At 61.2% G+C, this 25,881-nt stretch carries 27 protein-coding genes and 1 tRNA gene; 6 read left to right on the top strand and 22 right to left on the bottom strand.

What is annotated here, in order from left to right; all coding sequences use genetic code 11:
• Positions 1–46: 46 nt before the first annotated feature.
• The 9 genes from BBD46_RS00615 to BBD46_RS00575 form a co-directional block, all read right to left on the bottom strand.
• Positions 47–1,189: an ABC transporter substrate-binding protein gene (locus BBD46_RS00615; protein ID WP_071399837.1), complete on the bottom strand. Its 1,143-nt coding sequence runs from the start codon at positions 1,187–1,189 to the stop codon at positions 47–49.
• 235 nt (positions 1,190–1,424) lie between these two features.
• Positions 1,425–1,931: a methyltransferase family protein gene (locus BBD46_RS00610; RefSeq protein ID WP_071399836.1), complete on the bottom strand. Its 507-nt coding sequence runs from the start codon at positions 1,929–1,931 to the stop codon at positions 1,425–1,427.
• A 135-nt stretch (positions 1,932–2,066) separates the two neighbouring features.
• The gene (locus BBD46_RS00605) at positions 2,067–2,891 is read right to left on the bottom strand and encodes an endonuclease III domain-containing protein (RefSeq protein WP_071399835.1); all 825 of its coding nucleotides are present in this window, start codon (positions 2,889–2,891) and stop codon (positions 2,067–2,069) included.
• A gap of 62 nt (positions 2,892–2,953) precedes the next feature.
• Complete coding sequence (locus BBD46_RS23010; protein WP_071399834.1) at positions 2,954–3,133, bottom strand: hypothetical protein; 180 nt, start codon at positions 3,131–3,133, stop codon at positions 2,954–2,956.
• 72 nt (positions 3,134–3,205) lie between these two features.
• On the bottom strand, positions 3,206–3,619 hold the full coding sequence (locus tag BBD46_RS00595) for a DUF371 domain-containing protein (RefSeq protein ID WP_071399833.1): 414 nt from the start codon (positions 3,617–3,619) through the stop codon (positions 3,206–3,208).
• A 62-nt stretch (positions 3,620–3,681) separates the two neighbouring features.
• Positions 3,682–4,377, bottom strand: a complete 696-nt coding sequence (locus BBD46_RS00590) for a DUF6498-containing protein (RefSeq protein ID WP_256374947.1) — start codon at positions 4,375–4,377, stop codon at positions 3,682–3,684.
• A 216-nt stretch (positions 4,378–4,593) separates the two neighbouring features.
• Entirely contained in the window at positions 4,594–5,937 is a 1,344-nt protein-coding gene (locus BBD46_RS00585; RefSeq protein ID WP_071399831.1) for an alkaline phosphatase family protein, read from the bottom strand.
• Between the two features lie 606 nt (positions 5,938–6,543).
• Positions 6,544–6,705, bottom strand: coding sequence for a hydrolase (locus tag BBD46_RS00580; protein ID WP_071399830.1), 162 nt, complete (start codon positions 6,703–6,705; stop codon positions 6,544–6,546).
• A gap of 197 nt (positions 6,706–6,902) precedes the next feature.
• Positions 6,903–7,436 (bottom strand): inorganic diphosphatase, encoded by a 534-nt coding sequence (locus BBD46_RS00575; RefSeq protein ID WP_006168057.1) that lies wholly within the window; start codon positions 7,434–7,436, stop codon positions 6,903–6,905.
• A gap of 203 nt (positions 7,437–7,639) precedes the next feature.
• On the opposite strand from BBD46_RS00575, the gene BBD46_RS00570 reads away from it, so the two are divergent.
• Positions 7,640–7,999, top strand: a complete 360-nt coding sequence (locus tag BBD46_RS00570) for a PadR family transcriptional regulator (protein ID WP_006168056.1) — start codon at positions 7,640–7,642, stop codon at positions 7,997–7,999.
• A gap of 198 nt (positions 8,000–8,197) precedes the next feature.
• Here the strand turns inward: BBD46_RS00570 and BBD46_RS00565 are convergent, their stop codons facing one another.
• Together BBD46_RS00565 and rnhA are read right to left on the bottom strand one after the other, a co-directional pair.
• Positions 8,198–8,812 carry a DUF7108 family protein gene (locus tag BBD46_RS00565; RefSeq protein WP_071399829.1) on the bottom strand — a complete coding sequence of 205 codons (615 nt, stop codon included), beginning with the start codon at positions 8,810–8,812 and terminating at the stop codon, positions 8,198–8,200.
• Between the two features lie 79 nt (positions 8,813–8,891).
• Positions 8,892–9,485: a ribonuclease HI gene (gene rnhA, locus BBD46_RS00560; RefSeq protein WP_071399828.1), complete on the bottom strand. Its 594-nt coding sequence runs from the start codon at positions 9,483–9,485 to the stop codon at positions 8,892–8,894.
• A 162-nt stretch (positions 9,486–9,647) separates the two neighbouring features.
• Between rnhA and BBD46_RS00555 the strand changes: the two genes are divergently transcribed.
• A complete protein-coding gene (locus BBD46_RS00555; protein ID WP_004213785.1) occupies positions 9,648–10,610 on the top strand; it encodes a transcription initiation factor IIB in 963 nt (320 codons plus the stop codon).
• Between the two features lie 147 nt (positions 10,611–10,757).
• Here BBD46_RS00555 and BBD46_RS00550 read toward each other — a convergent pair whose 3' ends face one another.
• Complete coding sequence (locus BBD46_RS00550) at positions 10,758–11,288, bottom strand: SPW repeat domain-containing protein (protein ID WP_071399827.1); 531 nt, start codon at positions 11,286–11,288, stop codon at positions 10,758–10,760.
• 267 nt (positions 11,289–11,555) lie between these two features.
• On the opposite strand from BBD46_RS00550, the gene gyrB reads away from it, so the two are divergent.
• Positions 11,556–13,487: a DNA topoisomerase (ATP-hydrolyzing) subunit B gene (gyrB, locus tag BBD46_RS00545; RefSeq protein ID WP_071399826.1), complete on the top strand. Its 1,932-nt coding sequence runs from the start codon at positions 11,556–11,558 to the stop codon at positions 13,485–13,487.
• 13 nt (positions 13,488–13,500) lie between these two features.
• A complete protein-coding gene (gene gyrA, locus BBD46_RS00540; protein ID WP_071399825.1) occupies positions 13,501–16,017 on the top strand; it encodes a DNA gyrase subunit A in 2,517 nt (838 codons plus the stop codon).
• 301 nt (positions 16,018–16,318) lie between these two features.
• On the opposite strand, the gene BBD46_RS00535 is transcribed toward gyrA, so the two are convergent.
• The 3 genes from BBD46_RS00535 to BBD46_RS00525 form a co-directional block, all read right to left on the bottom strand.
• Positions 16,319–16,852 (bottom strand): Rrf2 family transcriptional regulator, encoded by a 534-nt coding sequence (locus BBD46_RS00535; RefSeq protein WP_006651567.1) that lies wholly within the window; start codon positions 16,850–16,852, stop codon positions 16,319–16,321.
• 205 nt (positions 16,853–17,057) lie between these two features.
• Positions 17,058–18,023 carry a ZIP family metal transporter gene (locus tag BBD46_RS00530; RefSeq protein ID WP_084777629.1) on the bottom strand — a complete coding sequence of 322 codons (966 nt, stop codon included), beginning with the start codon at positions 18,021–18,023 and terminating at the stop codon, positions 17,058–17,060.
• 214 nt (positions 18,024–18,237) lie between these two features.
• On the bottom strand, positions 18,238–18,918 hold the full coding sequence (locus BBD46_RS00525; RefSeq protein ID WP_071399823.1) for a metal-dependent transcriptional regulator: 681 nt from the start codon (positions 18,916–18,918) through the stop codon (positions 18,238–18,240).
• Positions 18,919–19,096: 178 nt separating this feature from the next.
• On the opposite strand from BBD46_RS00525, the gene BBD46_RS00520 reads away from it, so the two are divergent.
• On the top strand, positions 19,097–20,266 hold the full coding sequence (locus BBD46_RS00520; RefSeq protein ID WP_071399822.1) for an NAD(P)/FAD-dependent oxidoreductase: 1,170 nt from the start codon (positions 19,097–19,099) through the stop codon (positions 20,264–20,266).
• 271 nt (positions 20,267–20,537) lie between these two features.
• Here the strand turns inward: BBD46_RS00520 and BBD46_RS00515 are convergent, their stop codons facing one another.
• Both BBD46_RS00515 and BBD46_RS00510 read right to left on the bottom strand, forming a co-directional pair.
• Positions 20,538–21,104 (bottom strand): acyltransferase, encoded by a 567-nt coding sequence (locus tag BBD46_RS00515; protein ID WP_071399821.1) that lies wholly within the window; start codon positions 21,102–21,104, stop codon positions 20,538–20,540.
• Positions 21,105–21,200: 96 nt separating this feature from the next.
• On the bottom strand, positions 21,201–22,028 hold the full coding sequence (locus tag BBD46_RS00510) for a hypothetical protein (RefSeq protein ID WP_071399820.1): 828 nt from the start codon (positions 22,026–22,028) through the stop codon (positions 21,201–21,203).
• A gap of 99 nt (positions 22,029–22,127) precedes the next feature.
• On the opposite strand from BBD46_RS00510, the gene BBD46_RS22445 reads away from it, so the two are divergent.
• The gene (locus BBD46_RS22445) at positions 22,128–22,286 is read left to right on the top strand and encodes a hypothetical protein (RefSeq protein WP_171908124.1); all 159 of its coding nucleotides are present in this window, start codon (positions 22,128–22,130) and stop codon (positions 22,284–22,286) included.
• 18 nt (positions 22,287–22,304) lie between these two features.
• Here the strand turns inward: BBD46_RS22445 and BBD46_RS00505 are convergent, their stop codons facing one another.
• The 5 genes from BBD46_RS00505 to BBD46_RS00485 all read right to left on the bottom strand — a co-directional run bounded on the left by BBD46_RS00505 (position 22,305) and on the right by BBD46_RS00485 (position 25,819).
• On the bottom strand, positions 22,305–22,568 hold the full coding sequence (locus tag BBD46_RS00505; protein ID WP_071399819.1) for a HalOD1 output domain-containing protein: 264 nt from the start codon (positions 22,566–22,568) through the stop codon (positions 22,305–22,307).
• 244 nt (positions 22,569–22,812) lie between these two features.
• Positions 22,813–22,883 (bottom strand) — tRNA-Pro (locus tag BBD46_RS00500).
• Between the two features lie 152 nt (positions 22,884–23,035).
• Complete coding sequence (locus tag BBD46_RS00495; protein ID WP_071399818.1) at positions 23,036–24,028, bottom strand: RNA-guided pseudouridylation complex pseudouridine synthase subunit Cbf5; 993 nt, start codon at positions 24,026–24,028, stop codon at positions 23,036–23,038.
• A gap of 1 nt (position 24,029) precedes the next feature.
• Entirely contained in the window at positions 24,030–24,605 is a 576-nt protein-coding gene (cmk, locus tag BBD46_RS00490; protein WP_071399817.1) for a (d)CMP kinase, read from the bottom strand.
• A gap of 257 nt (positions 24,606–24,862) precedes the next feature.
• Positions 24,863–25,819: a DUF106 domain-containing protein gene (locus BBD46_RS00485; RefSeq protein ID WP_071399816.1), complete on the bottom strand. Its 957-nt coding sequence runs from the start codon at positions 25,817–25,819 to the stop codon at positions 24,863–24,865.
• Between the last annotated feature and the right edge of the window lie 62 nt (positions 25,820–25,881).

Raw genomic sequence — 25,881 nt, 5'->3', positions numbered from 1 at the left:
GGTGGCTGAAATCGTGGAGTGAGTGATGTGGTGTCGTCGTCGCTGCTCAGGACTGCTGTTGGATCGTCGAGAACTGGTCGGACAGGTGGTCGTCGTGGCTCGCGAGGTACTCCCAGTCCGGGAACGCGATGTCCTGTGCCTCCTCGGTCGTCGTCGGGAGGTCGTCCTCGAGTCCCTCGGCGTATTCGATGTCTTCGTTGCTGAACACCATCGGCGCGTGTTCGGACCACTCGGACTGCACGTCGGCGTCGAGCAGGAAGTTGATGAACTCCTCTGCCTCGTCGCGCTTGTCGGTGCCGCGGACGACACACCAGTTGTTAAGCCAGCCAGTCGTCTCTTCTGGCATCGTGTGGGTCAGTCCGTCGTAGTCGTCGATATCGTAAGCCGTCTGGTCGTAGTACCACTGGGCGACGTCGATAACCTCGTTCTCGAAGGCTTGCCAGATGTCCTCGCCGGAGCTCGCCCAGCTCTGGACGTTCCACTCCTCGACCTGGTCGAGCACGTCGTCGTGGTAGGCCTCGTCGTGCATCTCGCCAGCACCGTCTTCCTCGTCCATGCCGATCGCGGCGGCGTAGAGCGGGTACCACCAGAAGCCGGTGTCGACGCCGATGCCTGTGCTATCGGCGACGGCCGACGAGGAGAGGTCGCCCCACTGTTCGGGGTCGACATCTGCGTCCTCGCGGTGGATGATGGTACACGGCGCGCCGTCGACGGGAAGCCCGTACTCTGTGTCGCGCATCTCGCTGTAGAAGTCGATGATGCCGTCAGTGTTCGGGATGTTCTCTTCGCGAATCGGCTCGAAGAGCTCCTGCTGACGGCCGTAGTAGTAGAAGTTCCCTTCGGCAACGGTGACGTCGAACGGCGGGTTATCTTCGGGTGCCGACTGGATGTCAGCCAGAATCTCGTCCCACCCGCGGTGGATCTCGATCTCGGTGTCGTGGTCGGCCTCGTACCGTTCGACGACACCCTCCTCGAAGCGATCTGCGTAATTGCCGCTCCAGATACTCACGCGCAGCGGGTCCTCGCTGCCGAGGAGTTCGGCACAGCCAGCGAGAGCGGTCACGGAACCGACCGCCGTCGCGGAGAGTAACCGCCGTCTCGAGGTCGTTCCGGTGGACGCGGTAGTTGAAGCATCGATCGCGGATTTCGTCTCGTCAACCTCTGCATCCCGTTCTGGGCCTGCAGCCATTGGTGCCCCGGTTCTACCCTGATTGCGACATAAAACCGTTGTGATGTTCGAACTACATCTTGTGACTCGTAACCACACACTCCACAGGAAGCGACACTCGCTTACTACTGGCCGTCAGTGCTGCTGCCGACTCATCTATCCCATCGTCCTCACCCTTCCAGATCAGATGAGAAATCGAACTGTCATATTAATTGATAGGGGGTGCCACGGACAAGCAATACAGGACCAACGGTTCTTAGTCGACGACTCGGCGAAGAACCCGCGGCAGGGGAAGCCAGCGCGGGACACGATCTGTATACGCATCGAACGTCTCACCGTGTTCGGCCGCCAGATGGGGCTCCTCGTAGCTCACGACGCGTCTGTGAAAGCCGAGCAGACAGCCGACCGCCCACCAGCCGACGAGCGCCGACCGGTACCGGACCGCCTGTCCAACGACAACCAGTACGACCCCGATATACATCGGATTCCGGCTGTAGGCGTAGACACCGTCCGTGACGAGTTCGTCCGGTTCGTCACTCGGTGAGGGCGTCCCGTCACTGTCCGCAAACTGGAACGCAGTGTGCAGGTACAGGAGGACACCACTGAGCAGGGAGAGCTGGCCGAGGCGCTGGACCGCCGGCGACTCGAGTACGTCGTACTCGAGATCGGTCCGCCCGAGCAGCCAGGGGATCAATCCGGCGACGGTGCCGGGAACGAGGACGGTAAAGACGGCGGTCTTCAGGAGTGCCAATGGTTGTGCCATAGGGAGTGTGGTACTCGAGTACAAAAATACCCCTGTGGCAACGACACTGCTGGAGACAGCGACAGTGATCGCACAGCAGTCGTGAGACCAACTCTGCAGTGGTTGGCAGTGACCGCGACAGATCCGGAGACCGGGTTACGTTGGCGCTTCAGCGGGGTCGACAACCTCGCCCGTCTCTGGGTAGACACCGACCTGCTCGCAGATATCGGCCATCGGGCACGCCTCCGGGTCCTCGAGGCAGGCCGGCTGTCGCGCGGTACAGAACTCGCGGCCGAACTGGATCGTGGCCGTGTGTCCGAAACCGCACTTCGCGGCTGGCACCTCGGCTTCGAGAACTTCGCGGACCGCTTCGTGGTCCGCCTCGGGTGGTGCAATACCCATGCGTCGGTAGATCCGGTGGACGTGCGTATCGACGGGAAAGACGCCACCGCGGCCGCCCGCAAAGAGGAGGACACAGTCTGCCGTCTTTGGACCGACTCCGCGCACGCCGAGGAGCGTCTCGCGCACAGTGTCGGGAGCTTCGTCCGTGACGAATCGGTCGAACTCGGCCGCGGAACCAAACTCGTCACAGACCCACTCGGCAGTATCGATGAGTATCTCCGATTTCTGGTTGTAGAGTCCCGCGGAACTGATGGTCTCTGCGAGTTGTGACTGCTCGGCGTGTGCGAGTGCGTCGGCGAGGTCCGCACCCGAACTCGAGTGCCCGTAGCGTTCGATCAGCGCATCGTGTGCCGGCTGGCTTGCTTTGTCACTCGTGTTCTGGCTCAGAATCGTTCGGACGAGACACGTGAAGGCGTCCTGTCCGCCGTAGGTCTTCTGCCAGTAGCGCTCCCCGAGGCGGTCGACGACTTCTTCCGCGCGGGTATCCGCTGTTTCGGGGTCGAACTCGGCTTCGATACCGCCACCCGAGACACCGCCACTGATGTTAACGGCAGGCTCCGGATCCGAGTCGTCGCTCATACACTCGTTTCCGGGCGGCGTAACTATCGGTCTTTCTCTCCGAGACAGCATCAAAACAGCACTCAGTGACTGAGCGGGTCTTCGACTTTGCAGGCGAATTTCTCCTCGCACTCGGCGCACGTCGCCGACCGGTCGTATCCGTCCCGGATCGAACCGGTTTTCTTCCGTGTTCTGAGCACCTTTCGATCGATGTCAATCGACACTTTCGTCGAGCAGTGCGGACAAATAACGCGCTGTGACATACTGATCGATTGCTGCTCTCCCCTATTGGTGTTCTGGCCGTATGACCGATTCGGGGTGTCCTTACGAGCCCGCTATTCGACCGTCAGCGTCACCGTCACGTCAGCACCCGCCGCGAGCGCCTCGACGAGATCGCGGTCGAACCCCTCCGCGGCGAACTCAGCCCCTACCATAATCGTCCGGTCGTCGACGTACTCACTGGTCCGGCCGACCGCACTTCGCTCGTTGGTGTACTCGAGTGCCGGATCGCCACGACCGGTCACCGTCTCGGTGTGGCCGTCGGCCTCGATGGTAACGGAGATGGAGGCGTCGGCGTCCTGGCAGGCGTCGATAAAGTTGGGGTCAAAGTCTGCGGGTGCCCGATCGGCGTCGATAGCAAGGATGCAGTCGCCTGCGGGTGTGAGATAGTCGTCGGTGGTTACTTCGAACGTGCTCGCGTGCTCGGCGCTGACGTTCTCGTGGCCCTGGGCGTGGATGACTTCTTGCATGTGGTCTCTGGTAGGCGGTACGTCGCCGGGCGGAAAACGGGTGCGAATTGGGTCGGTCCGATTCAGCCAGTCGAAGACGCTGGCGTCGAGCGCTGTGCCCGTTCGTGTTCTCGTCGGTGTGCCTCGAAATCGAAGTACAGTTTCAGGCCGACCAGCAGGGCGACGCCACCGATTGGAGAGCCGGCGAGTTCGATCGGGATTCCGGCGAGCAGGATCGTTATATGAAGCACGACCACACGGTGGAGCGGTTCGCTCATCACCGTCACCGGACCGTTGTGTTCGTACTCGTGCATTCCGAGATAGTTGATCCGGTAGGAAAGTGCGTGTGAGATGGTAAAGCCGACCGCTGCGACGGCGACGACGTGGATAGACGCGACCTCCATACTGGGGTTCTCTGCGGGGAAGCCGTATAGCACGACCACGCCGTGAAAGAGCCAGAACACGGCGTAGAACCGGACGAAGTGCGAGGCGATTTCTCGATTTGGCATGCCGACGAACTCATCGAGTGACTGTGCTTTCGAGCGCCCGAAGCCGCTGAACTCCCAGTCGGGGAGCGTCTCGGGGTTGTCCGCTCCCTCAGCACGGCGAATTTTTGCGACGTAGGCTGCGCCAAGGACGCCGCTTTCGAGCCAGTAGATCACCAGCAGTGAGTGAAGCGTCCAGCCGAAGCTCACGACGCCCACGAACGGCACGAGATTCGCGATGAGCAGGCCTGCAACGGCCATCGGAGAGCTAGACGACAGCGAGCGCACGGTCATCCTTTCGTTTCGTCGAAGATGACTTATCTGCTCTGTTGAGCAACGCTGGCGTGTTGAAGGCACGAGACGGTCCTCGAGACGCCGCTCTGTGGGTGTCTTTTGTTACGGTAGCGACGAGAATCGACGGCACAACGACTCGCAGGCGTTCGTGGCGGACAAATCGGGACAGGAAGGAAGATCGGGTTCGGTCCGGGAGTGAGGTACAGCTACCTGCGATCAGACCAGGCTCGCGCCGTCGAACTCGCCGCGGCTGTACTCGATGTCTAGCAAGTCGAGAATCGTCGGTGTAATGTCGAAGAGGTCGGCGTCGCCGATCGAGGCACTCTGCTCGTCGATGTACAGCGAGGTGTCGTCGAAACTGTGCATCCCGTTTCGCGGACCGGTCGTGAAGATTTCGGAGTCGGCCTTGAAACCGGACTTGAGATCGAAGCCCTTGTTCGGAATCGCAACCAGATCGGGCGCGATGTCGTCGTGATCGCCACGGAACGCGTCCTCCTTTTCCACCACGCGTTCGACCACCTTGTTTCCGTCCGGGCCCTCGAGTGCCTCGAGATCTGCCTTGAGTTCGTCCCGGACATCGTCGTACTCCTCTTCTGGGACGGAGCCGCGGGGTTCGCGGCCCTCGAGGTTGATGTAGAAGCGACCGGGGATGAACGAGTAGGCCTTCGACTCCGTTGCGATGTCGCCCAGTTCTTCGGGACTGTCGTCCTGGAAGGAGAGCCAGCCCTCCTCGCGGAGCCACTCGTTGAAGTGGACCTCGTAGTCCAGACTGGTAAAGCCGTGGTCGGAGGCGACGATCATGGTCACGTCGTCGGGGAGTGCCTCGCGCAGGCGGCCGATGTAATCGTCGACCTTCTGGTAGAACTCGAGGAACTCGTCCTTGTACTCGCCGTCCTGTTCGTAGTCCTTGAACAGGAAGTGGTTAACCCGGTCGGTCGTCATGAAGACGCCGAAGAAGAGGTCCCAGTCGTCCTCCTCGATGTAGTGTTCGAACGCCTCGAATCGGGCGTCGATGGTCTCGTGGGCGTCCTCGATGAACTCATCCTTGTTCTTCTCGTGACCCAGTTTCGGATTGACGTCGATCCGGTAGTCGAGCGTCTCGAGATAGTCACGAACGTCGTCGGGATAGGCGGCCTTCTCGAGACCCGGCGAGAGGAAGCCCGAGACCATCCGCTGAACGTTGCGCTGCGGTGGGAAGGTGACGGGGACGTTCAGCACGGTGGCCCGCCGGCCCTCCTCCTGGACGCGGTCCCAGACGCGGTCGGCCTGGACTTCGTTACCCATTGGGACGTAGGTGTCGTAGGTGCCGACCTCACGGTCCTGGAAGCCGTAGACGCCGGTCTCACCGGGATTGACGCCGGTCGTCAGCGACGGCCAGCAGGCGCTCGATTCCGGCGGGACGATACTCGAGATTTCGCTCGCCGTCCCCTCGTCGGCGAGTGTTGCAAAGTTCGGGAACAGGTCTTCGTTCTCCGAGAGCAGACTGTACGGCACGCCGTCGACCCCGATAAATGCGACGCGGGGGGCATCATCGCCCCGCAACCGGTCGAATAGACCCATGGACGGACGTAGTTCAACCGTATACAAGAAGGTTCGTTTCGGGACACTCTTTTGAGAAGGACGAAACCGTTCTCAGTTGAATCTGGAGTCGGCGGCGGTCTGATCGGTAGTGTGTTTTCGGTATGGCAGTAGTGTGGGGTTCAGGTATGACAGATAGATGGATTCGGTGTGATAGATGGATGGTTTCGGAACGACAGATGGGTGAGCGATTTCGGTATGGCAGGTGGGTGGATTCGGTTTGACATCCTCCTCCGCGTGAACACGGAGGAATCCTGAGTCAAGCGAATCGAGGATTCGCGTACGTCGCAAACCTCCGGTTTGCTCAGCGTTGGAGATTTTAGGTTTACAGCTCCACCGACCATCCAATCAGTACGAATCTGAGAGGGATGCTCGTGGTCTGTAGCGGGTGGGACTGCTGGGAGTGCCAAGACCCCGGTACTCCTATCCTCGACTAGGTTCGACCCTCGTGGTTGTTTTTGCCCGGCAAGGGTCGAGTCAGTGTCACCAGACTCGGAGTTACTATAACAGGTGTATTCGTGGTGTGAAGGAGAAACTGGTCGATGTGGAGACAGTGCAGGAGGACGGCACACAAACGCGGAAACCGGCTCAGTCGTCCTGACCGTCGGTATCGCCACTGGCGACGGAATCGGTATCGGTCTCGGCGGCTTCGAAGTTGGTTGGGACGACCGTCACGTGATGCATGCCGACACCGGCTTCCTGCTCGTCGACCGGTACCGATTCACGCGAGGACGGGTTGGTTACTGCCATGACGGATCAGTGTACCACCTACACGGGGTTAAAATTACCCATGCTCATAATGCATGAGCCACCCGTGACTGGATAACCACGGTGAATCGACTCGCCGAGCGGTGTCAAACTGGCGTGCGTCGGTCGACGTAGAAATGCTGAGAAACCGCAAGCAACGGCGAGAAACGGTGAGAAACGACGCAAAGAGAGCGACGTCGTTACTCGAAGTTCTCTTCGTAGAGATCCTGGGCGTGCTCGATCGCGTCGTAGGCTGCTTGCTTGTCTTCCCAGCCCAGCGTCTCGACTTCCTTGTCCGCTTCGAGGTTCTTGTAGGTCGCGAAGAACTCGTCGATCTCGTCGAGTTGCTGCTGTGGGATGTCCTCGAGGTCTTCGATATGATCGTAGCGTGGGTCCTCCGTCGGAACGGCAATGACCTTGTCGTCCTGCTCGCCGTCGTCGTCCATCTTCATCAGGGCGACGGGGCGGGCTTCGATGACACAGCCGGGGAACGTCTGGTCTTCGACGAGGACGAGCACGTCGAAGGGATCCTCGTCGTCGTAGTACGACTGCGGGATGAACCCGTAGTCACTGGGGTAGTGGACGTTGCTGTGGAGTACGCGGTCGAGGACGACGCCCGGCACGTCCTTGTCATACTCGTACTTGTTCCGTTCGCCCTTGAGACACTCGACGACAGCGTAGATCTCTTCGGGCGGATTCGGTCCGGTCTCGATATCTTCCCAGAGATTGACCATGCACCGCACTCTCCACGGTGGATCAAAAAGTACTTTCCTAATCACGTTTCACATTCTACGTGACGGTTGCCAGACAGCCGACACACACGGGCACCGAGTACAGGCCCGCCTGTACTCATCGTCACCGGTTAGATGCAATCTAACCCGACGATATTACCGAATGGTTGGCAAGTCTTAAATAGTCTGGTGACATTTGCACAGGTATGTCAGAGGCACAATCAATCACCGGCGAACAGAGTATTGCACGAGAACTTACAGCGTTCCAGAACAACATCCTCGTCATCCTCGCCAAGGAACCGATGTACGGCCTGGCGATCAAGCGCGAACTCGAGGACTACTACGGAACCGAAGTCAACCACGGGCGTCTCTACCCAAACCTCGACGAACTCGTCGACCTCGGGCTGGTCGAAAAGAGTGAACTCGACAAGCGAACGAACCAGTACTCGCTGACCGACGACGGCTACGACGCCGTCCTCGACGGACTCAGCTGGACGCTCTCGAAGGTCGTCACGGGCGACGACCGCGCAGACGAGATCAGCGAGATCATCGAGAACAGCTACTGAACTGTCGGGCAGTTCGGTACTCCGTTTTGCGGTCAGCGCGACAGTACGACGGTAGATCGCGGGTAGTGTGGCGTCAGTACAGCGACGGTCACAAGAGCACACCACCGCTCCAACCGACCGCAGTACAGCACTCGACGCCCTCTCACGGGCGCTTCACCTCCAGAGGCGTCTTCAAAGGCAGTCCTCCTCTCCAACCCCCTACTCTCGGTTACCAGAGACAGAATCGTCCACCGTCGACGGCTCCACCTCTCCCGTCGCTTCCGGGTGCGGTTCGTCAGCGGCGTCGAACACCAACTCGAGTGACTCCGCGAGCGCAGTCTCTTGCGCGTCGGTCGGCCACGCGTTTCGAACGACGTACTCGGAGCGGAACTCCGCGAGTTCGTCGGGAGTCAGCGACGTGATCGGCTTTGCGTAGTGATTGCCAGCGAAGTCCGCGAGTAGGCGCGCGTTTTCGCCGTGAACGTCGCCGTGTTCCTCGCAGACTGCGTCGACGAGTTCTCGGTTGGCGGCGTCGACGGTCTCCCAGTCGTCCGGATCGGCGGTGCCCTCGAGTTGGATTTCGACTGCGCGCGAGAGGTCGTCGATCCGGTCGGTTCTGATGACGCCTGCCTCGCTGTCGTGCCACTCGGCGGGGTGGAGCACGAGGACGGCGTCGCCGTCGTCGCGGATGCGCGCGCGGTACTCGTGGGTGGCGAGCAGGTCGTCCCGGCGGCCCTCGTAGGCTGCGGCCTCGTTCTCATCAGGAGTCTTGCGCGCGAGACGAGTGAGGCGCTCGGCATCCTCGACGACGGTATCGGGGAGATCAGCAGTCATACGAGAGTGTTCGTGCGCGAGGATTTGTGGCTTGCTGATCCGGCGTTCGATCGGTCATCGGCGGGCCTGACCGACGTGCTTACGAGCCATCCAGTGCTTCGTTCGCAAGCTCGTCCGCCCGACTGTTGACCTCGCGGGGAACGTGCTCCAGTGTCCACTCGTCGAACGCGCGCAACAGTTCGTGGACCGTCACGCGCCGCTCCCGCAACTCCGGATTGTTCGTGTTGTACTCTCCGCGCACTTGCTTGACGATGAGCTCCGAATCCCCGCGGACGTGAATTTCATCGTAGTCGTAGTCGCGCGCGGCCTCGAGTGCAGCGATCAGCGCCTCGTACTCCGCTTGATTGTTCGTCGCGCGCCCGATTCGTTTACTGCCTTCCGCGACAATCCCCTCGCTGGTGACGATCACCCAGCCGATTCCGGCCGGGCCGGGGTTCCCGCGCGCGCCACCGTCGAAGTAGACGTGCGCTCGGCCTCCGCCCTCGCGAAGGATGGACTCGAGTACCCGGGGCTCGCTGCCCTGGATAACGATCTTGTCGTCGTAGGCGACGGCGGTCGCGCCGCCGCGGCTCGCACGCCAGCGCTCGTGGTCCGTGTTCCCGGATTCGACGGGGACACCGGCGTCTGTGAGGCGTTCACGCGCGTCGTCGACGTCACACTCGATAACCGGCATTCGGTGCTGTGGTCGGCCAGTTTCGGATAAAGGCTTTCCGGTTTCAAATCGTAAACCAGGTATCTTAGCCCTCAGAAGTCGTGATTTCGGGCGTCTTCCGTCAATAGTCGAAACAGGTTACCAAAGGTTTATGTATGCTGGTGATACTACTATAAAAGTGCGATGACACGGTCCACCCGCCAGCGGGAGCGAACGCGTGAGAAGGACGAGACCGAGGATCAGGAGGGGGTACGTGCCTGCCCTGAGTGTGAATCGGATAATCTCGTAAAGGACTCCGACCGGGGTGAGCTCATCTGTGAGGACTGTGGGCTCGTCGTGGAGGAAGAAAAAATCGACCCAGGCCCTGAGTGGCGGGCGTTTAACCACCAGGAACGGCAGGAGAAGTCCCGTGTCGGTGCCCCAACGACACAGACGATGCACGACAAGGGGCTGACGACGACGATCGACTGGAAAGACAAGGACGCCTACGGACGCTCTATTTCCTCGAAAAAGCGCAGTCAGATGCACCGACTGCGCAAGTGGCAAGAGCGTATTCGTACGAAGGACGCTGGCGAACGCAATCTGCAGTTCGCACTCAGCGAAATCGATCGGATGGCATCCGCGCTCGGTGTCCCGCGCTCGGTCCGCGAAGTCGCGTCGGTGATCTACCGCCGCGCGCTCAAAGAAGACCTCATTCGCGGCCGTTCGATCGAAGGTGTCGCAACGTCTGCGCTGTATGCTGCCTGTCGCAAGGAAGGCATTCCACGCAGTCTCGAAGAAATCTCGGAAGTCTCACGCGTCGAACGCAAGGAGATCGGTCGAACGTATCGGTATATCTCGCAGGAACTCGGCCTCGAGATGCGCCCCGTCGACCCGAAAAAGTACGTTCCCCGCTTCTGTTCTGAACTCGAACTGTCCGAAGAAGTCCAGACCAAGGCCAACGAAATCATCGAGAAGACGGCCGAGGAAGGACTCCTCTCGGGCAAGTCGCCGACCGGGTACGCCGCCGCTGCGATCTACGCTGCGTCGCTTCTCTGCAACGAGAAGAAGACCCAGCGCGAGGTCGCAGACGTGGCCCAGGTGACCGAAGTCACCATCCGGAATCGGTACCAGGAACAGATCGAAGCGATGGGAATCCACGGTTAACACCGTTCGCTCGCGGTTGCGGTCCAACAGTTACAGTCCTTTTTTGGCGGCTGCTCCCGCTGATCGGCGACCGACTGGTGGCGGGTGACGGGTAACAGATAACGGGTAACGGATAACGAGTGGCGGTGACAGGTCCCAGATCACGGATCACTGCCCGCGTCGGTCGTACACCGCAGTTTCGCGAGCAGCAGCGTCTCGTCGCCGCGCCCGTGCTGTGACGGCACTGTAACTTCCGACCCCAAATACAAGGAGGCCGACGGCGGCAATCACTGCTGCGCTGACGTCGTTCGCCGCCGCGACGGTGCCGGTCTCGGAGCCGATGACGAACGGCGATGCGACGAGCCAGAGGCCGAGAATTGCGGTGAGTGTCGCGACACCGACGCTTCCGAACGCTGCGTCCGCTCTCCTGGCGTAGTTGTACGCACCAGTTGCGATCAGTGCTGCACCGACGAGAATCGCGTTCCAGAGCTGACTCGCGGCGATATCGAAGGCGACCGCCTGCACGATCGCGACGGCTCCCAGAACGACGATACCCACCGAGAGCCATCGTCCGCGTCGGTCCGGATTTGGGTTGTGCACAACGATATCTCGCGCAGTTGCACCGTCGCCGGAACGCCCGCGCTCGTCGTGTTTCGCGCTTGATTCGTGCTCGTCTGCCTCCCAGTTCGGTCTGGTCATCGGATATGCGGCGCTCAACTCCCGGTCAAAAAGAGTCTGGTGCTCACCCCTGCAGGGACAGGCGGAGAGCGTCTGGCCCGCCTGCCTGTCCACTGCATATCTCCACGCACGGAACAGGTGGGAGAAGCGGTGAGGATAGCCCACAGGTGTACGCTGAGAGCGACGCTGTGCGGGCGAGAAACGAGTCGTCGCTGCCGTTCGCGCTCGCGCGCGTACGTGAGTTTTATTAGGGGTCGGCCGCTATCCGAAGACAGGTTTTAGAGTTATATGTCCCAGGAAAGCGAGTACGGAGCCGGTCAGATCCAGGTCTTGGAAGGCCTGGAAGCCGTGCGCAAGCGGCCGGCGATGTACATCGGTTCTACCGACTCTCGAGGCCTCCACCATCTCGTCTACGAAGTGGTGGACAACTCGATCGACGAGGCACTGGCCGGACACTGCGACGAGATCACCGTCTCTATCAACGAAGACGACTCGATCAGCGTTGCAGACGACGGCCGCGGAATCCCCGTCGACACGCACGAAGAGTACGACCGCCCCGCACTCGAGGTCATTCTGACCGTCCTCCACGCGGGTGGCAAGTTCGACAACAAGTCCTACCAGGTCTCCGGCGGCCTCCACGGTGTGGGTGTGAGCGTCGTCAACGCCCTCTCGAGTCGACTCGAGACGACCGTCAAACGCGACGGGGGTGTCTACGAACACGCCTTCGAAATTGGCGAACCCATCGGCGACATGGAGCGCGTCCGCGACATGGAGCCAGACGAGGAGACCGGCACCGAGATTCAGTTCTGGCCGGACGACGATATCTTCGAGACGACCGATATGTCGTTCTCGACGCTGTCGAACCGGCTTCGGGAACTGGCCTTCCTCAACTCGGGCGTCCGTATCACGCTCCGCGACGAGCGCGAGCGCACCGAGGACGGCGAGGCCGTCGCAGAGACCTACGAGTACGAAGGTGGCATCCGCGAATTCGTCGAGTACCTGAACGAGACGCGCTCGGCAATGCACGAGGACATCATCTACTTCGAAGACGAGGACCAGAACGTCCGCGTCGAAGTGGCGATGCAGGCAACCCAGGAGCTCCAGGGCTCGATTCACGCCTTCGCGAACAACATCAACACCCGCGAGGGCGGGACCCACCTCACCGGGTTCAAGACGGCGCTCACGCGCGTCATCAACGACTACGGCAACGAGAACAATCTGCTCTCGGATATCGAGGAGAACCTCAAGGGCGAAGACATCCGCGAGGGCCTCACCGCCGTCGTCTCCGTCAAACACCCCGACCCGCAGTTCGAGGGTCAGACGAAGACGAAACTCGGCAACTCGGAGGTCCGCGGAATCGTCGAGGGTGCCATGCACGACCGCCTCGGTACCTACTTCGAGGAACACCCCGACACCGCCCAGGCCATCGTCATGAAGGCCGTCGAGGCGGCGAAAGCACGCAAAGCCGCCCAGAAGGCAGAAGAACTGACCCGCCGCAAGTCCGCACTCGAGTCCACCTCGCTGCCGGGCAAGCTCGCGGACTGTCAGACCAAGGACCCCGAGGAGGCAGAACTGTTCATCGCGGAGGGTGACTCCGCAGGTGGCAGCGCAAAGCAGGCTCGGAATCCGGAGTTCCAGGCCGTGCTCCCGATCAAGGGGAAGATTCTGAACGTCGAGAAACACCGCCTCGACCGCATTCTGGAGAACGACGAGATCCGGAACATGATCACCGGGATCGGCGCGGGGATCGGCGACGAGTTCGACGTCGAGGACGTCCGGTACAAGAAGATCATCATGGCGACGGACGCTGACGTCGACGGGGCGCACATCCGGACGCTCATGCTCACGTTCTTCTACCGGCACATGCGGCCGCTACTCGAGGGTGGCTACGTTTACGCGACCCAGCCGCCGCTGTACCGCATCCGCTATCGCGGCGAGACCTACGACGCGATGACGGACGCAGAGCGAGACAAAATCGTCGAGGAGAAGTGTGACGGCAGCCCCTCGCAGGTCCAGCGGTTCAAGGGTCTCGGCGAGATGAACCCCGAACAGCTCTGGGAGACGACGATGAACCCGGAGAATCGCATCCTCAAGCAGATCACGGTCGAGGACGCGGCCGCAGCGGACAAGATGTTCTCGGTGCTGATGGGCGACGCCGTCGAGCCGCGAAAGCAGTTCATCAAGGAGAACGCGCCGGAGGCAGAGTGGATCGACATCTAGTGGTGAGACAGACATGAGTTCAGACGTACCCGATCCGACAGACGTAGAGGCTCGTGCGGTCGAAAACGTCCGCATCGAAGACGAGATGGAACAGAGCTACATCGACTACGCGATGTCCGTCATCGCCGGTCGTGCCCTCCCGGACGTCCGGGACGGCCTGAAGCCCGTCCACCGGCGCATCCTGTATGCGATGCACGAGATGGGCGTCACCTCGCGGTCGTCCCACCGCAAGTCCTCCTCGATCGTCGGGGAGACGATGGGTGACTACCACCCCCACGGCGACAGCGCGATCTACGACACCCTGGTCCGCATGGCCCAGGACTTCTCGATGCGCTACCCGCTCGTAGACGGGCAGGGGAACTTCGGCTCCATGGACGGTGACCCGGCCGCAGCACCCCGGTACACTGAGGCCCGAATGGCCGCCGTCTCCGAGGAGCTACTCGAGGACATCGACAAGGATACGGTCGACTTCTCGTCGAACTACGACGACCGTCTGCAGGAACCGGACGTCCTTCCGTCGGCGTTCCCGAACCTGCTGGTCAACGGCTCCTCGGGCATCGCCGTCGGGATGTCGACCAACATCCCGCCGCACAACTTGGGCGAGATCATCGACGCGACGATCGAACTGATCGACGACCCCGACGCGACGGTCGAAGACCTGATGGAGCACGTCAAGGGGCCGGACTTCCCGACCGGAGCGAACATCGTCGGTCGCGACGCAATCTACTCGGCGTACAAGACCGGCCGCGGGCGCATTCGCGTTCGCGCCGAGTTCGAGGTCGAGGAGTGGAAGTCGGGCCGCGAGCGGATCGTCATCACCGAACTCCCCTATCAGGAGAACAAGGCCCGCCTCGTCGAGCGCATCGCCGAGGACGTCACCGAAGGTGATATCGAGGGGATCTCGGACCTGCGCGACGAGTCCGACCGCGACGGCGTCCGCATCGTCGTCGAGTGCAAGCGCGGGGCGAACGTCGAGGTCGTGAAAAACAAGCTACTCGAGAACCATCTCGAGCGGACCTTCGGCGTCATCAACCTCGCGCTGGTCGACGGCCAGCCGCAGGTGCTCTCGCTGAAGGAGACCCTAGAGGAGTACATCGCCCACCGCCGCGAGGTCGTTCGCCGGCGCAGCGAGTACGATCTCGAAGAGGCAGAAGACCGCGCACACATCCTCGAAGGCCGGCTAAAGGCCGTCGAGAACGCGGAGGATGTCGTCGATCTGATCCGCAACAGCGAGACCCGCGACGACGCGAAGGCGGCGCTGCAGGAAGCCTACGACTTCTCCGCAGAGCAGGCGACTCACATCGTCCGGATGCAACTCGGCAGCCTCACCTCGATGGAGGCCGCAGAGATTGAAGATGAGTACGAAGACGTGCAGGCCGAGATCGAGCGCCTGACGACGATCCTCGAGAGCGAGCAGGAACTGCTCTCGGTGATCAAAGCGGAACTCCGCGAGATCAAAGACGAGTACGACGACGACCGTCGGACCTCCATCATCGAGGACCAGGGGACGGTCACCCACGAGGACCTCATCCCGGAAGAAGAGGTGTTCGTCGTCATGACCGAAGACGACTACGTCAAGCGGATGCCGATCAGCCAGTTCGACCCCCAGGGTCGAGGCGGTAAGGGGATCATCGGCGCGGACGTCAAGGAAGACGACCGCGTCGCAACGGTCTTCCGGGCGAACACCCACGACTACCTGCTCTGCTTTACGAATCAGGGCAAAGTCTACCAGCTCAAGACCTACGAAATTCCCGAGATGGGGCGCACGGCCCGCGGGAAATCCGCAGTCAACATCCTCGACCTCGATCCCGGCGAGGATATCACGGCCATCGTCGACACCGATGCCTTCGGTGACGAGGAGTTCGTTACGATGGCGACCCGACACGGCTACGTCAAGCGAACCGCCGGCTCGGAGTTCGACAACATCCGTTCGACCGGGATCATCGCCGCCGACCTGCAGGATGGCGACGAACTCGTCGATGTCGAGGTTACCGACGGCACCAAAGACCTCGTCATCGCCAGCGAGAACGGCATGACCATTCGGTTCGACGAGGACGAAGTCCGGGCGATGGGGCGCAACGCTCGCGGGGTCAACGGCATCGACCTCCAGAGCGACGACGCCGTGGCCGGACTGGTCGCCACCGACGAGGGCGACGAGCAGGATCTGCTGACCGTAACGCAGAACGGCTACGGCAAGCGGACGCCGCTCTCTGAGTATCGCACCCAGTCTCGCTACGGCAAGGGGCTGATCGACATCAAGACGGGCGAGCGAAACGGTCCCGTCACGACCGCGAAGGCGGTTTCGGCAGATGACCAGCTGGTGATGATGAGCGAGCGCGGCCAGATCGTTCGCACCCGCGTCGACGAGATTTCGACGGTTGGGCGCAACACCATGGGCGTGATCGTGATGGACGCCGAAGACGGCGATGCGGTCGCTAGCGTCGACGTTATTCCGGCGGCAGTGAGCGAGGCGGATGACGAAGGTGAAGACGAAGGAACAGAGACGGTCGAAGCGGACGCGGCGAACTAACTCAGGCTGCATTCAGGCAGGGCAGGTTGAGTCAGCTGAATCGACCGCATTCAGGCCATTGCCCACTGCCACTCCACAAACCGGTCTGATCACTGCTTTTGGGACGGTTCGAGCGACAACGCTGGTGACGACAGTACGGCGTGAGTCGGACGACAGCAGGACGGTAGCAGTTCGTTTCCACTCACCAACAGCGCAGTTCACTGCAAACGGCGGCTGTAGTCGGGAATTGTACTCAAACCAGTGGCACTGCTAGGTGAAGCGAGAGAACAGCAGATGAGAGAACAGATTCGACTGTGACCCCTCAGTGCTCAGGTTCTTCGGCCGGCGCGAGCATATCCTCGATACGCAGGATGAGAATATTGTTCGTATCGTCCTTCCCGTCAACGCGACCGTCGATAACGAGCTTCGAAAGCGGCGTCGGGCCGACGGTTACCTCGTCGTCCTCGTGAATCCCGCTGATCGCACCCTGCATGTGAATCTCGGCACGGCAGAGCTCTGGATGGTGGACACTCGAGAGGTCGATCTCTTCGACGATGACGTCGGTGACCGGTTCGCCCTCGTGCTCGAGTGGGACCGAGGCGGGGTCGTCCATCTGCTGGATCTCGAGTGCCTCGAAGGCGGCGGCGGTTGGCTTGTAGCCGCCCTTTGGGCCGGGGACGCCCTCGACGAGCTGGAGGGCTTTGAGACTCTGCATCTGGTTGCGGATGGTGCCGGGGTTGCGGTCTACCTGTTCGGCGATGTCCTCGCCTTTAATGGCGTCTTCGGACTCTTTGTGGAGGTTTGTAAGCGCGCGAAGGATTTTCTTCTGACTGGGGGTCAGTTCGATTGATGACATGGTGAATTATTCGTAATTGGATTCCTTAAACCCGACGGGTACGGTCGGGCAGTGGCAGGGTTTTGACGTGGGAGCGAGCGACAATGACGCAGCGTCGCGATGGACCAGTGTCAGTAGCGACTCCGATCGGTGACGAGGGTCGGGTAGGACACCCAATAAGGAAAACGGGAGGCGTTGTGCGACGGACAGGCGAACCAAAGCCGACTCAGACCGGTATCAGCCAGCCCTCGAGAAGCACGTCGACGAGGACGTCCTCGAGCAGGAACATGAGGGCGAATCCGATACAGAACGTCGCCGTATTGGTTCGGGTGAAGACGTCCTCAGCGTCGAATCGGATGAGGTCTGCAACCTCGATGAGCACCTGGAGGATCGCACCGATCGCGATCGCAAAGCAGAGGACGGCGAGGATGTTCGACTGGGCGAAACTGCCGAGCCAGCCGCCGAGGATGACCGGACCGCCAGCGATGATGCCCATTGCAGCGAAGTGTCGCAGCGGCGGCGTCGCTCTGTCTCGGGCGACTGCAGCGACGACTGTCGGTCCTTCCATCACGTTGTGCATAACGAACGCCAGCACGAGCAACATGAGCAGCGTCGCGTCACCCTGGATGTAGGCGACGCCGATTCCCAGCCCCTCACCGATGCTGTGCAGTCCGAGTGCGAGCGCGACGAGATAGGCGATTTCGAGACCGCTCTTCTCGCTTTCCGTTGCCTTGCGCTGACGCCACTCGCTTGCGGCGTACATGACGGCGAACGTTCCGCCGACGCCGACGACTGCGGTTACTGCAGCAAGCGTCGACCCGCCGACAGAGAGACCAGCTACCGTAGTATCAGTGACTTCAGTGCTGTAATCGAAGATCAGATCTTCCACCATCTCGACGGCGATGAACGCGAGCACACCGCCAGCCAGCGCCAGGAAGGCGTGCAGATATCGTGGATCGAGGTCGCGGATGAACGGGAACCAGAGCATCCCGATAACGACCGGAATAATTCCCGCGATCGCACCGATGATCGTCAGCATCCAGAGGATCTCGAGTGTGCTTGCTTCCTCGACCCCAGAGAGGTCACCGAACGGCGATGTCAGGTACAGTACTCCGAAAACCGCGATGAGGATTGCAACGGGACCGATAGCGAGGACCCACCGTGGGACGCGATCGTACATATAGTCACTCACGAACGATCCGCCTCCACAGCATCGATTGGCATCTCATTGGTAGAGGTTTAGACGGCTCTAAACTTATAGTTTACTCACGGGATGTACCGTTAGATACAATCTAATCCGCAGAAATAGACCAACTCGAGTGTGAGGACGATCGGGCAAGACAGTGGTGGAACAGGCGAGAGAGCAAAGCCCTGCTGATCGGGACGGCACGGACTGCGGTGAGGAATTACGATTCGACTTCGGCGGGCGGGCTTACTCGAACGTGGTGGGCGACACCCTCTGGAAGCGACACGTCCTCCTCGCCCGCACTCGAGCGCGCGGTCACCATGCCGAAGGGTGCGACCTCGAGAATCTCGAGTTCAACGCCGGGTTCGACGCCATGGTTTGCGAGATAGGAGAGGACCTCCGGATCACGGTCGGCCACCTCCTCGACCACGACGACGTCCCCTTCCGAGAACTCGGTGACTGATTTGCCGTCGGGCCGCTCCGGTGGTTCGAGGTCCGCGCTCGGGATCGGCGACCCGTGTGGGTCGACTGTTGGTTCGCCCAGGGCGTCCGCAACGCGCTGTTCGAAATCCTCGCTGATGTGGTGTTCGAGGCGGTCTGCCTCGGCGTGGACTTCGGACCAGTCGTAATCGAGGTGCTCGGTGAGGTACGCCTCGAGCAGTCGGTGGTGGCGAACGACCTCGAGTGCGACCGTCTCACCTTCATCGGTGAGCGTGACCCCGCGGTACTTCTCGCGGTCGACGAGTCCGCGGTCTTCTAGCTTCTCGAGCATGCTGGTGACGGTCGGCGACGTGACATCTAGTGCCTCTGCGATTTCGGACGTTTTGATCCGTTCGTCGTGGTCGCGCTGGAGCTGATAGATCGCCTTGAGGTAGTCTTCCATCACGTCGCTCAGCATCATCCTATTCGGGTTTAGACCCATCTAACCCTAAACCTGTCGACGCCACGACGGTGGGTCCGGAAGTGGTGTGGACGACAGTTAGTGTGGCAGTAACTGCCACCACTGGTGGTGTGTCATCACAGAACATACAGACACGAGTTCCAACACCTTTGTATCGTAGTGTTTCAGAGTGTGACGTATGACTGATAACGTCGTCGTGCTCGGTGCTGGATACGCCGGTACCGGTGCGGTTTCCAAGCTGCAGTCGGAACTCGGTGGCAGCGCGCGGCTAACCTGGATTGCTGACGTGGACTACCATCTCGTTCTCCACGAGGCCCACCGCGTCGTCCGCGACCCGGACGTTCGCTCGGACATCACGTTCCCGGTCGACCAGATCGCCGATCCGTCGACCCGGTTCATCCAGGACGATGTCGTCGGTCTCGACGTCGACGAACAGGTCGTCGAACTCGCCGAGGGCGACGACGTCGACTACGACTACGTGCTCGTCGCACTGGGCAGTCAGACCGCCTACTACGGCATTCCCGGCCTCGAAGAGCACTCGCTCACCCTGAAGAGCCTCGACGACGCTATGGCAATCCATGAGGAGATCACCCAGGCCAGCCAGGACGCGACCCGCGGCGAGCCCGCGCAGGTCGTCGTCGGCGGTGCCGGTCTCTCCGGGATCCAGACCGCCGGTGAAATCGCGGAGTTCCGCGACAACCACCGCGCTCCGATCGAGATCCACCTCGTCGAGGCACTCGACGAAATCTTCCCCGGTAACGATCCCGAAATTCAACAGGCGCTTCGCGACCTCCTCGAGGACGCCGGCGTCCGCATCCACACGGACGACCCGATCACGGAGGCCAAAGACGACGTCATCGAGTTCGACGAGGGCGAACCACTCGAGCACGACGTGCTCATCTGGACCGGTGGCATCACCGGTCGCGACGCGCTCGACGAGGCCGAACTCGAGAAGGAACACAACCGCGTCAACGTCGAGGCGAACTTCCAGACAACTGAGGAAAACGTGTTCGCAATCGGTGACTCTGCGCTAATCGATCAGGGTGACCGCCCTGCACCACCGACTGCACAGGCTGCCTGGCAGGCGGCCGAGGTCGTCGGCGAGAACATTTCGCGTGCGATTGAGAACCGCCCGCTCAAGACCTGGGAGTACGACGACAAGGGGACCGTCGTCTCCGTCGGCGACAAGGCAGTAGCCCACGAAGTCAAGCCGGCATTCGGCGTTTCGCTGCCGGTCGACACCTTCGGCGGCATTCCCGCAAAGAACCTGAAGAAAATGATCGCCGCCAAGTGGATCGCCAGCGTCACCTCCTGGAACGAGGCCCGCAAGTCCTGGTCGTCGCTGTAGACGAGCCGGAACGCGGACAGAACGGAATCACTGTCCGGGTCGAATCAGAACAGAACAGAACAGGTCCTGACATCGGAACCGAGAACGAACTCGACGCCGTTTTTCGTCCGACTCACTGCCAAAGAGTGGTAACTCGATCAGTGAGTCCGTTTCAGTTTCGTCTACCACCCTCAGCACGCTCCATCGACGAGCGACATCGGTACGCAACACCGCCGGCAGTGCACCAAACCGTCACACGACAAACCACACCAAATAACAATCGAAAACCGACTCACTCCGATCCCGCAGCCCCGTCGTCACCGTCCGACTGGTCACTCGAGTGCCCGCCCATCGGCCGTGCGGGTACACCCGCGACGGTGGTCCCCGGGGGCACGTCCTGGGTCACCAGCGAGTTCGCCGCCACGCTCGCATCCGCACCGATTTCGACACCGGGAAGGACGATCGCACCCGCCCCGATCATCGCCCGTTCGCCGACGACGACCTCGCCCGTCCGATACTCGTCCTGCAAGAACTCGTGGCAGAGCAACGTCGCATCGTAGCCGACGATTGCGTGGTCCTCGAGTGTGATCAGTTCTGGCCAGAAGGTATCTGGGGTCGCCTCGAGTCCCCAGGAGACGCCAGTGCCGACAGTAACACCGATGCGGCGCAGACACCAGCGGCGAAGACGGAGGCTCGGCGAGATGCGGGCGAGCCAGACGAAAATGTAGTTGATCGCGACGCGGAGCGGGTGTTTCGCCGACGTCCAGTGGGCGAGGGAGTTCCGTGCGCCCGGTGTCGGATGGCGGCGAATGCGGTCGTGGCGGGACGATCCCGAACTGTCGGCGGTGTCGTCGGTCACTTGCGTGGTCTTCGGGGGATCGCTACAAGAAACTGACCGATTCTCTCATCGGACGTACGGAGTCAGGACGGACAGCAGATGGGCACGAGCGACGTGTCAACGTGTGCTCGAGCGACCAATCGCTGCATCCGGGTCGGTTCTCTCTTCGAGCGGCCCAACTAGCCGTCTAAACTCTTCGCCCGTACACTCACAGCGGTAGGCCGGTTTGTACATCATATTCTCGCCACCTTCCGTGACTGCCCACTCCGCTGCGATTTCATCGCGAAGGTAGTACTGTGCGCGCTCGTTGCCCGGTTTAACCTCGTACTCACTGAGTCGAATCGGGTGCCGGTCGAACAGCCCACCCGGTTCGCGGCCGTCGATGAAGACGACCGACTTATCCGCGAGATAGAGGCCATCATCGCGGGCCCGCTTCGCGTGGGCATTGTCCGAATGTGCTGCCAGAATCTCCGCACGCTCGGCCGCAGGCGTCTCCGGAGTCACGACATCGACTCGGTCGACCGTGACGTAGCCGATCAGATACCGGTGAGCACGGCCACCGTCCGGTCGACGAAGTCCGGCGTAGAAGCCGACAGCATCACCCGACTCGAGTGCACTGAGTCGCGACAGGTACCCGCTGGTTCGGTGTTCGCCATACGTCAGCGCCTCGAAATTCGGGTCGTGGTGAAACGGCCAGTTCTCGAGTGCGTCACCGGAGACCGTTTCGACGCCGCCGCGGACGGGTTGGGGTTCAATTCGGGTTGTAAGGTCGGCAGCGGTGCGGTCGTCGTGCTGGAGCGTCCAGGAGCCGAGCGTTTCGGATTCCGTCGTCTTACTCGTTTTCTCTGGGATCGGAATATACTCGAAACGGCCGTCGTCGTACAGCGGCCCGAGCGTTCCGAGGTTCGTGCTATCGGCACCGACACCGGCGAGGACGACAGTCATCGATTCGTTCGAGTGGTTCGAGGGCGGCGAGTTAAACCACTCGGTCCGGGTATCCGGTGGCCGGCCAACTCTTTTCGTGCTCACCCGCGTGCAACGCATATGGCGTCCAGAGCACCCATCGAATGTCCTCTCTGTCGGGAGTCGCCACAGGAGGTGCGACTCGAAGACCATCTCGTCGAATCCCACACGAAGCGAAAGCTTGCACGGTACGTCGTCTCGGAAACGACGGCAAGAACTGAAGGCGACATTTCGGAGTGAGGCGGAGGGAACGCGATCTTAGCCCGTCGGTTCGACCGAAACCGAACCGGACGCATCGACAGTGACGCGATGCTCGCAGTAGGTGAACGTCACCTGGCCAGTCGGCCGGTTGTGTGTTGCAGTCGATGCAAAGAGCTTACAGACAGCGTCCGGTTCAACGGCATTGTACAGCGGTGGGAGGTCGGTTACATCGCACTGTTCGTGTGCTGCAACCGCCTCGACGATCCGGCGACAGAGCTCATCCGTGGTGATTGGGGACTGGGGTTTCGGGGAGGTTGCCATCATTCGTATGAGTGGGCTGTGCCGGATAAGCGTAGTCCAAGTATTCGCCCCATATCGTACTGGAATCGAACTGGATTGCCCATTTCCGGTGAGAGGGTGATAACTGCGCCCGAATTCGATTGGTTCGGTGATGTTCGCTACTCGCTTCTCTAACCGGTGCCATCAGCTCACAGGTGATTTCGAGTGGGACCCACCGAGATGCCGCGAAGCTGCATCTCGTACTCCCATTTTACCTTCGGAAAAGTGGGACCGCCGAGAATTGAACTCGGGTCCTACGGACCCCATCCGCAGAGGATACCACTACCCCACGGTCCCGCACGTGATACGATGAGTGTCTGCTGTTTAAGCGTGTCGTTTCAGGCTCCGTTCGAGGCATGCTGACCGCTACGGGAACGCGAATCTGAACGGAAGACACTGGCTGCGACACGCTATGATGACGGTGTGGCGGGGCGGGGGATAACCGCAACTCAAACGAGGACACGTTCGAGATCCACGACGACACCCGATTCCGCATCGGGATCACCAACGAGTTCGCCGAGACAGACCGCTGAGCCAACCTGAGTATAGCAGGCCACGAGATCGCCGCGCTCGAGTACAGTCTCAGCGTCGACCTCCTGTACCCCCGGTGCGTAAACCGGCGCGCCTTCTGCGACTTCCCGTGCAGCCGTCGAGTCGATTATGACGCGCGGAACCGCCTCGAGGATCCGTTCGGCGGGATCGACGATGTCGTACAGCAGGCTTGGATCGTCGTCCTCGAGCCAGAACGCCAGTGCGTCGAGAAACTCCGTCGCGGTGTAGAGATCTGTATCGTCGAACGGCGAGGTCGCTGTTCGTCGGAGGTGTCCCATGTGGCCGCCAGTCCCGAGTGCCAGCCCGAGATCGTGACAGAGCTTTCGGACGTAGGTACCGCTCTCACAGCGAATCCGTACCAGCAGTTGGCGGTCGCCCTCTTCGAGGACTTCCAGATCGTAAATCTCGCGGACGCGAAGCCGGCGCGAGACCGCACTCTTTCGCGGCGGCTTCTGATAGATCGGCCCCTCGAATTCGGCGACCGTCGATGCGGCGTCCGCCGGAATCGAGCCGTGGCACTCGAGTACCGCGACGTACTCCTTGTGTCCCTCGAGGAAGACCTGTGCGAGGCGGGTTGCATCGCCAAGCATGGTTGGGAGGCAGCCGGTGACTTTGGGATCGAGTGTGCCGGCGTGGGCTGCCTGATCGATTGTTGGGGTGGTATCACTGTCACTGTCACTGTCGCTGTTGCTGTTGCTTTTGCTGTCACTGCCGCCCTCCCCACCGTGATCAGCCTCCGCCAGCGCATCGACAACGGCATCGCGAAGCCAGCCGCTAACCTGGTGTGAGGACGGACCGGGTGGCTTATCGAGATTGACGACGCCGAACTGCAGGAGTTCGGCTGGTGTGCGGTCGCCCGGTGCGGGGCGGAGACGCTGGCGTCGAGTCATGCTAGATATCGTACTCGAGTGGGACGGCAGCCTGGCCCTCGTCACCTGTGGCATCGTACTCCTCGACGGCCGTGACGAGCATGTCGAGGACGGCGTCGGGCTCCCAGCGAGCCGTATTGACCGAGAGGTCGTAGATGGTCAGGTTACGAATGTCGATCCCGTAGTACTCCTCGTAGCGCTGGGCCTCGCTCGCTTCGCGAGCCTGGGTTTCCTCCGTCGCACGGTCTGGGTCCTTGTCCTCACGCTCGCCGATTCGCTCGCCACGAACCGCTGGCGGCGCATCGAGCCAGAACCGAAAGTCCGCATGGTCGCCGGCGAGCCAGCCAGCCAGCCGGGACTCGAGTACCAGGTCGTCTTCCTTGACGGCGATTTCACGGAGTCGCCGGTCGAGATCGCGGTCGATTTGGTCGTTCTCCTCTGCGAGTTTGTTGAACTCGAGTGGGGTGTAGCCGCGTTCGTCCGCGAGCTGGCGAAAGATGTCGCCGCCGCTGACGTGGTCGAGATCGAACGCGTCGGCGAGCAATTCGGCGGTGGTGCTCTTCCCGCTGCCTGGCGGGCCAGAGACGGTCAGTAACATATGTTATCTGTGCCGTGCCGGGTAAAATGGGTTTTGAATCGGTGGAGTGGTGTGAGTGGGGGTTTGGGCGTGGGCGTAGGTGTGAACACTCTCGAGCATTGGTCAGCAGCGGAGATGCGTCCACGAGCTGGGTGGACAGAGAGTACGTGATTCGAGAGTTCACGGGGTCTGAGAACAGAGCAGAATAGAACAGAATCGATGCGGGATGGGCACGACACCCACCAGTTACGATCACCGAATCGGTGTGGGTCCCGACGTCAGGTCGTCGACGGGGTCATATCGATGTTGAGCGACTTCCGGAGCAGCTGGGTAAAGCCCATCGAGCACAGGAAGTACCAGAGGATCCAGGCCGGCATCGGGCCGATAACGCCGTCGGTCCAGTCAACGACACCGACGATCGGCATCACGACGGTCCACTCAGCACCGGCGACGTTTCCGCCGTGGATCTTCCAGTACATCCACAGGAAGATCGGGATCGTAAACAGCATGATCCAGACCATTGGACGGATCTGTTCTTTGAACATCCCCATGTTCTCGGCCATCGCCTCCATCTGCTCTTCGCGGACCTGTTCGAGTTCGTTTTCGAGTTGCTCGAGTTCGGCCTCGCTCGCACCGCGTTCTTCGGCTTCCTGCTTGCGGTCACGAACGTCCTGCTGTTTGTCCTGCATCGCCTTCATCCGCTTTTGGTACTTGCCGAGCACCTCGGGGTTCATCAGATTTGCCTGCAAGAGCGTCGAGTAGAGCCCCGTCAGGAGTGCAACGGAGAGGATGACGGCGTAGAACGGCAGCGCGGCATCGAGCGGTCCGAGCAGGAGATTCAGCGTTCCACCGACCGTGTCGCGAACCGGGTCGAGCCAGTAGCCGAACATCAGCAAGAGCGAGCCGACCCCGGCGAGTTTGTCCCACTGGGACCACTTGGATGCTTCTGCGTCGATATCGACGTCGGCGTCGGGGAAGGCCGAACCGGTTCCGTCACCGTCGAGCGCCTCGTCGTAGGCTTCGCGGTCGGCGATTTCGAAGCCCTCATCGCCGTCGACCAATACGCCCTTCTCGATCAGTCGACCCCACTGGCCGCTCGTCAGATCGTCACTGACGTCGCCCCACTGGACTTCGCCGCCGTTTTCGTCGGCTGTCGCCCGGATGGACTCGAGTGCCTCGGTCATCGAGGAGTCCTCCCGAACGAGTGCATTGATCTTTTCGGCTGTCCGTGTCATCTGGGTATGTTAGGGCTAGGGCAGGTTCGGTATACAAGTGTTTATCTTCGGGCGTCCGTCCT

The organism is Natrialba sp. SSL1, assembly GCF_001861355.1.
Classification (GTDB): Archaea; Halobacteriota; Halobacteria; order Halobacteriales; family Natrialbaceae; genus Natrialba.
The sequence above is the reverse complement of the archived record's forward strand: the minus strand, read 5'-3'. Positions and strand labels throughout refer to the sequence as shown.

Excerpts from the sequence above, each read along its gene's own strand:
- BBD46_RS00615 (WP_071399837.1), bottom strand. The coding sequence starts at position 1,189 with ATGGCTGCAGGCCCAGAACGGGATGCAGAGGTTGACGAGACGAAATCC.
- BBD46_RS00610 (WP_071399836.1), bottom strand. The coding sequence starts at position 1,931 with ATGGCACAACCATTGGCACTCCTGAAGACCGCCGTCTTTACCGTCCTC.
- BBD46_RS00605 (WP_071399835.1), bottom strand. The coding sequence starts at position 2,891 with ATGAGCGACGACTCGGATCCGGAGCCTGCCGTTAACATCAGTGGCGGT.
- BBD46_RS23010 (WP_071399834.1), bottom strand. The coding sequence starts at position 3,133 with ATGTCACAGCGCGTTATTTGTCCGCACTGCTCGACGAAAGTGTCGATT.
- BBD46_RS00595 (WP_071399833.1), bottom strand. The coding sequence starts at position 3,619 with ATGCAAGAAGTCATCCACGCCCAGGGCCACGAGAACGTCAGCGCCGAG.
- BBD46_RS00590 (WP_256374947.1), bottom strand. The coding sequence starts at position 4,377 with ATGACCGTGCGCTCGCTGTCGTCTAGCTCTCCGATGGCCGTTGCAGGC.
- BBD46_RS00585 (WP_071399831.1), bottom strand. The coding sequence starts at position 5,937 with ATGGGTCTATTCGACCGGTTGCGGGGCGATGATGCCCCCCGCGTCGCA.
- BBD46_RS00580 (WP_071399830.1), bottom strand. The coding sequence starts at position 6,705 with ATGGCAGTAACCAACCCGTCCTCGCGTGAATCGGTACCGGTCGACGAG.
- BBD46_RS00575 (WP_006168057.1), bottom strand. The coding sequence starts at position 7,436 with ATGGTCAATCTCTGGGAAGATATCGAGACCGGACCGAATCCGCCCGAA.
- BBD46_RS00570 (WP_006168056.1), top strand. The coding sequence starts at position 7,640 with ATGTCAGAGGCACAATCAATCACCGGCGAACAGAGTATTGCACGAGAA.
- BBD46_RS00565 (WP_071399829.1), bottom strand. The coding sequence starts at position 8,812 with ATGACTGCTGATCTCCCCGATACCGTCGTCGAGGATGCCGAGCGCCTC.
- rnhA (WP_071399828.1), bottom strand. The coding sequence starts at position 9,485 with ATGCCGGTTATCGAGTGTGACGTCGACGACGCGCGTGAACGCCTCACA.
- BBD46_RS00555 (WP_004213785.1), top strand. The coding sequence starts at position 9,648 with ATGACACGGTCCACCCGCCAGCGGGAGCGAACGCGTGAGAAGGACGAG.
- BBD46_RS00550 (WP_071399827.1), bottom strand. The coding sequence starts at position 11,288 with ATGACCAGACCGAACTGGGAGGCAGACGAGCACGAATCAAGCGCGAAA.
- gyrB (WP_071399826.1), top strand. The coding sequence starts at position 11,556 with ATGTCCCAGGAAAGCGAGTACGGAGCCGGTCAGATCCAGGTCTTGGAA.
- gyrA (WP_071399825.1), top strand. The coding sequence starts at position 13,501 with ATGAGTTCAGACGTACCCGATCCGACAGACGTAGAGGCTCGTGCGGTC.
- BBD46_RS00535 (WP_006651567.1), bottom strand. The coding sequence starts at position 16,852 with ATGTCATCAATCGAACTGACCCCCAGTCAGAAGAAAATCCTTCGCGCG.
- BBD46_RS00525 (WP_071399823.1), bottom strand. The coding sequence starts at position 18,918 with ATGATGCTGAGCGACGTGATGGAAGACTACCTCAAGGCGATCTATCAG.
- BBD46_RS00520 (WP_071399822.1), top strand. The coding sequence starts at position 19,097 with ATGACTGATAACGTCGTCGTGCTCGGTGCTGGATACGCCGGTACCGGT.
- BBD46_RS00510 (WP_071399820.1), bottom strand. The coding sequence starts at position 22,028 with ATGACTGTCGTCCTCGCCGGTGTCGGTGCCGATAGCACGAACCTCGGA.
- BBD46_RS22445 (WP_171908124.1), top strand. The coding sequence starts at position 22,128 with ATGGCGTCCAGAGCACCCATCGAATGTCCTCTCTGTCGGGAGTCGCCA.
- BBD46_RS00505 (WP_071399819.1), bottom strand. The coding sequence starts at position 22,568 with ATGGCAACCTCCCCGAAACCCCAGTCCCCAATCACCACGGATGAGCTC.
- BBD46_RS00495 (WP_071399818.1), bottom strand. The coding sequence starts at position 24,028 with ATGACTCGACGCCAGCGTCTCCGCCCCGCACCGGGCGACCGCACACCA.
- cmk (WP_071399817.1), bottom strand. The coding sequence starts at position 24,605 with ATGTTACTGACCGTCTCTGGCCCGCCAGGCAGCGGGAAGAGCACCACC.
- BBD46_RS00485 (WP_071399816.1), bottom strand. The coding sequence starts at position 25,819 with ATGACACGGACAGCCGAAAAGATCAATGCACTCGTTCGGGAGGACTCC.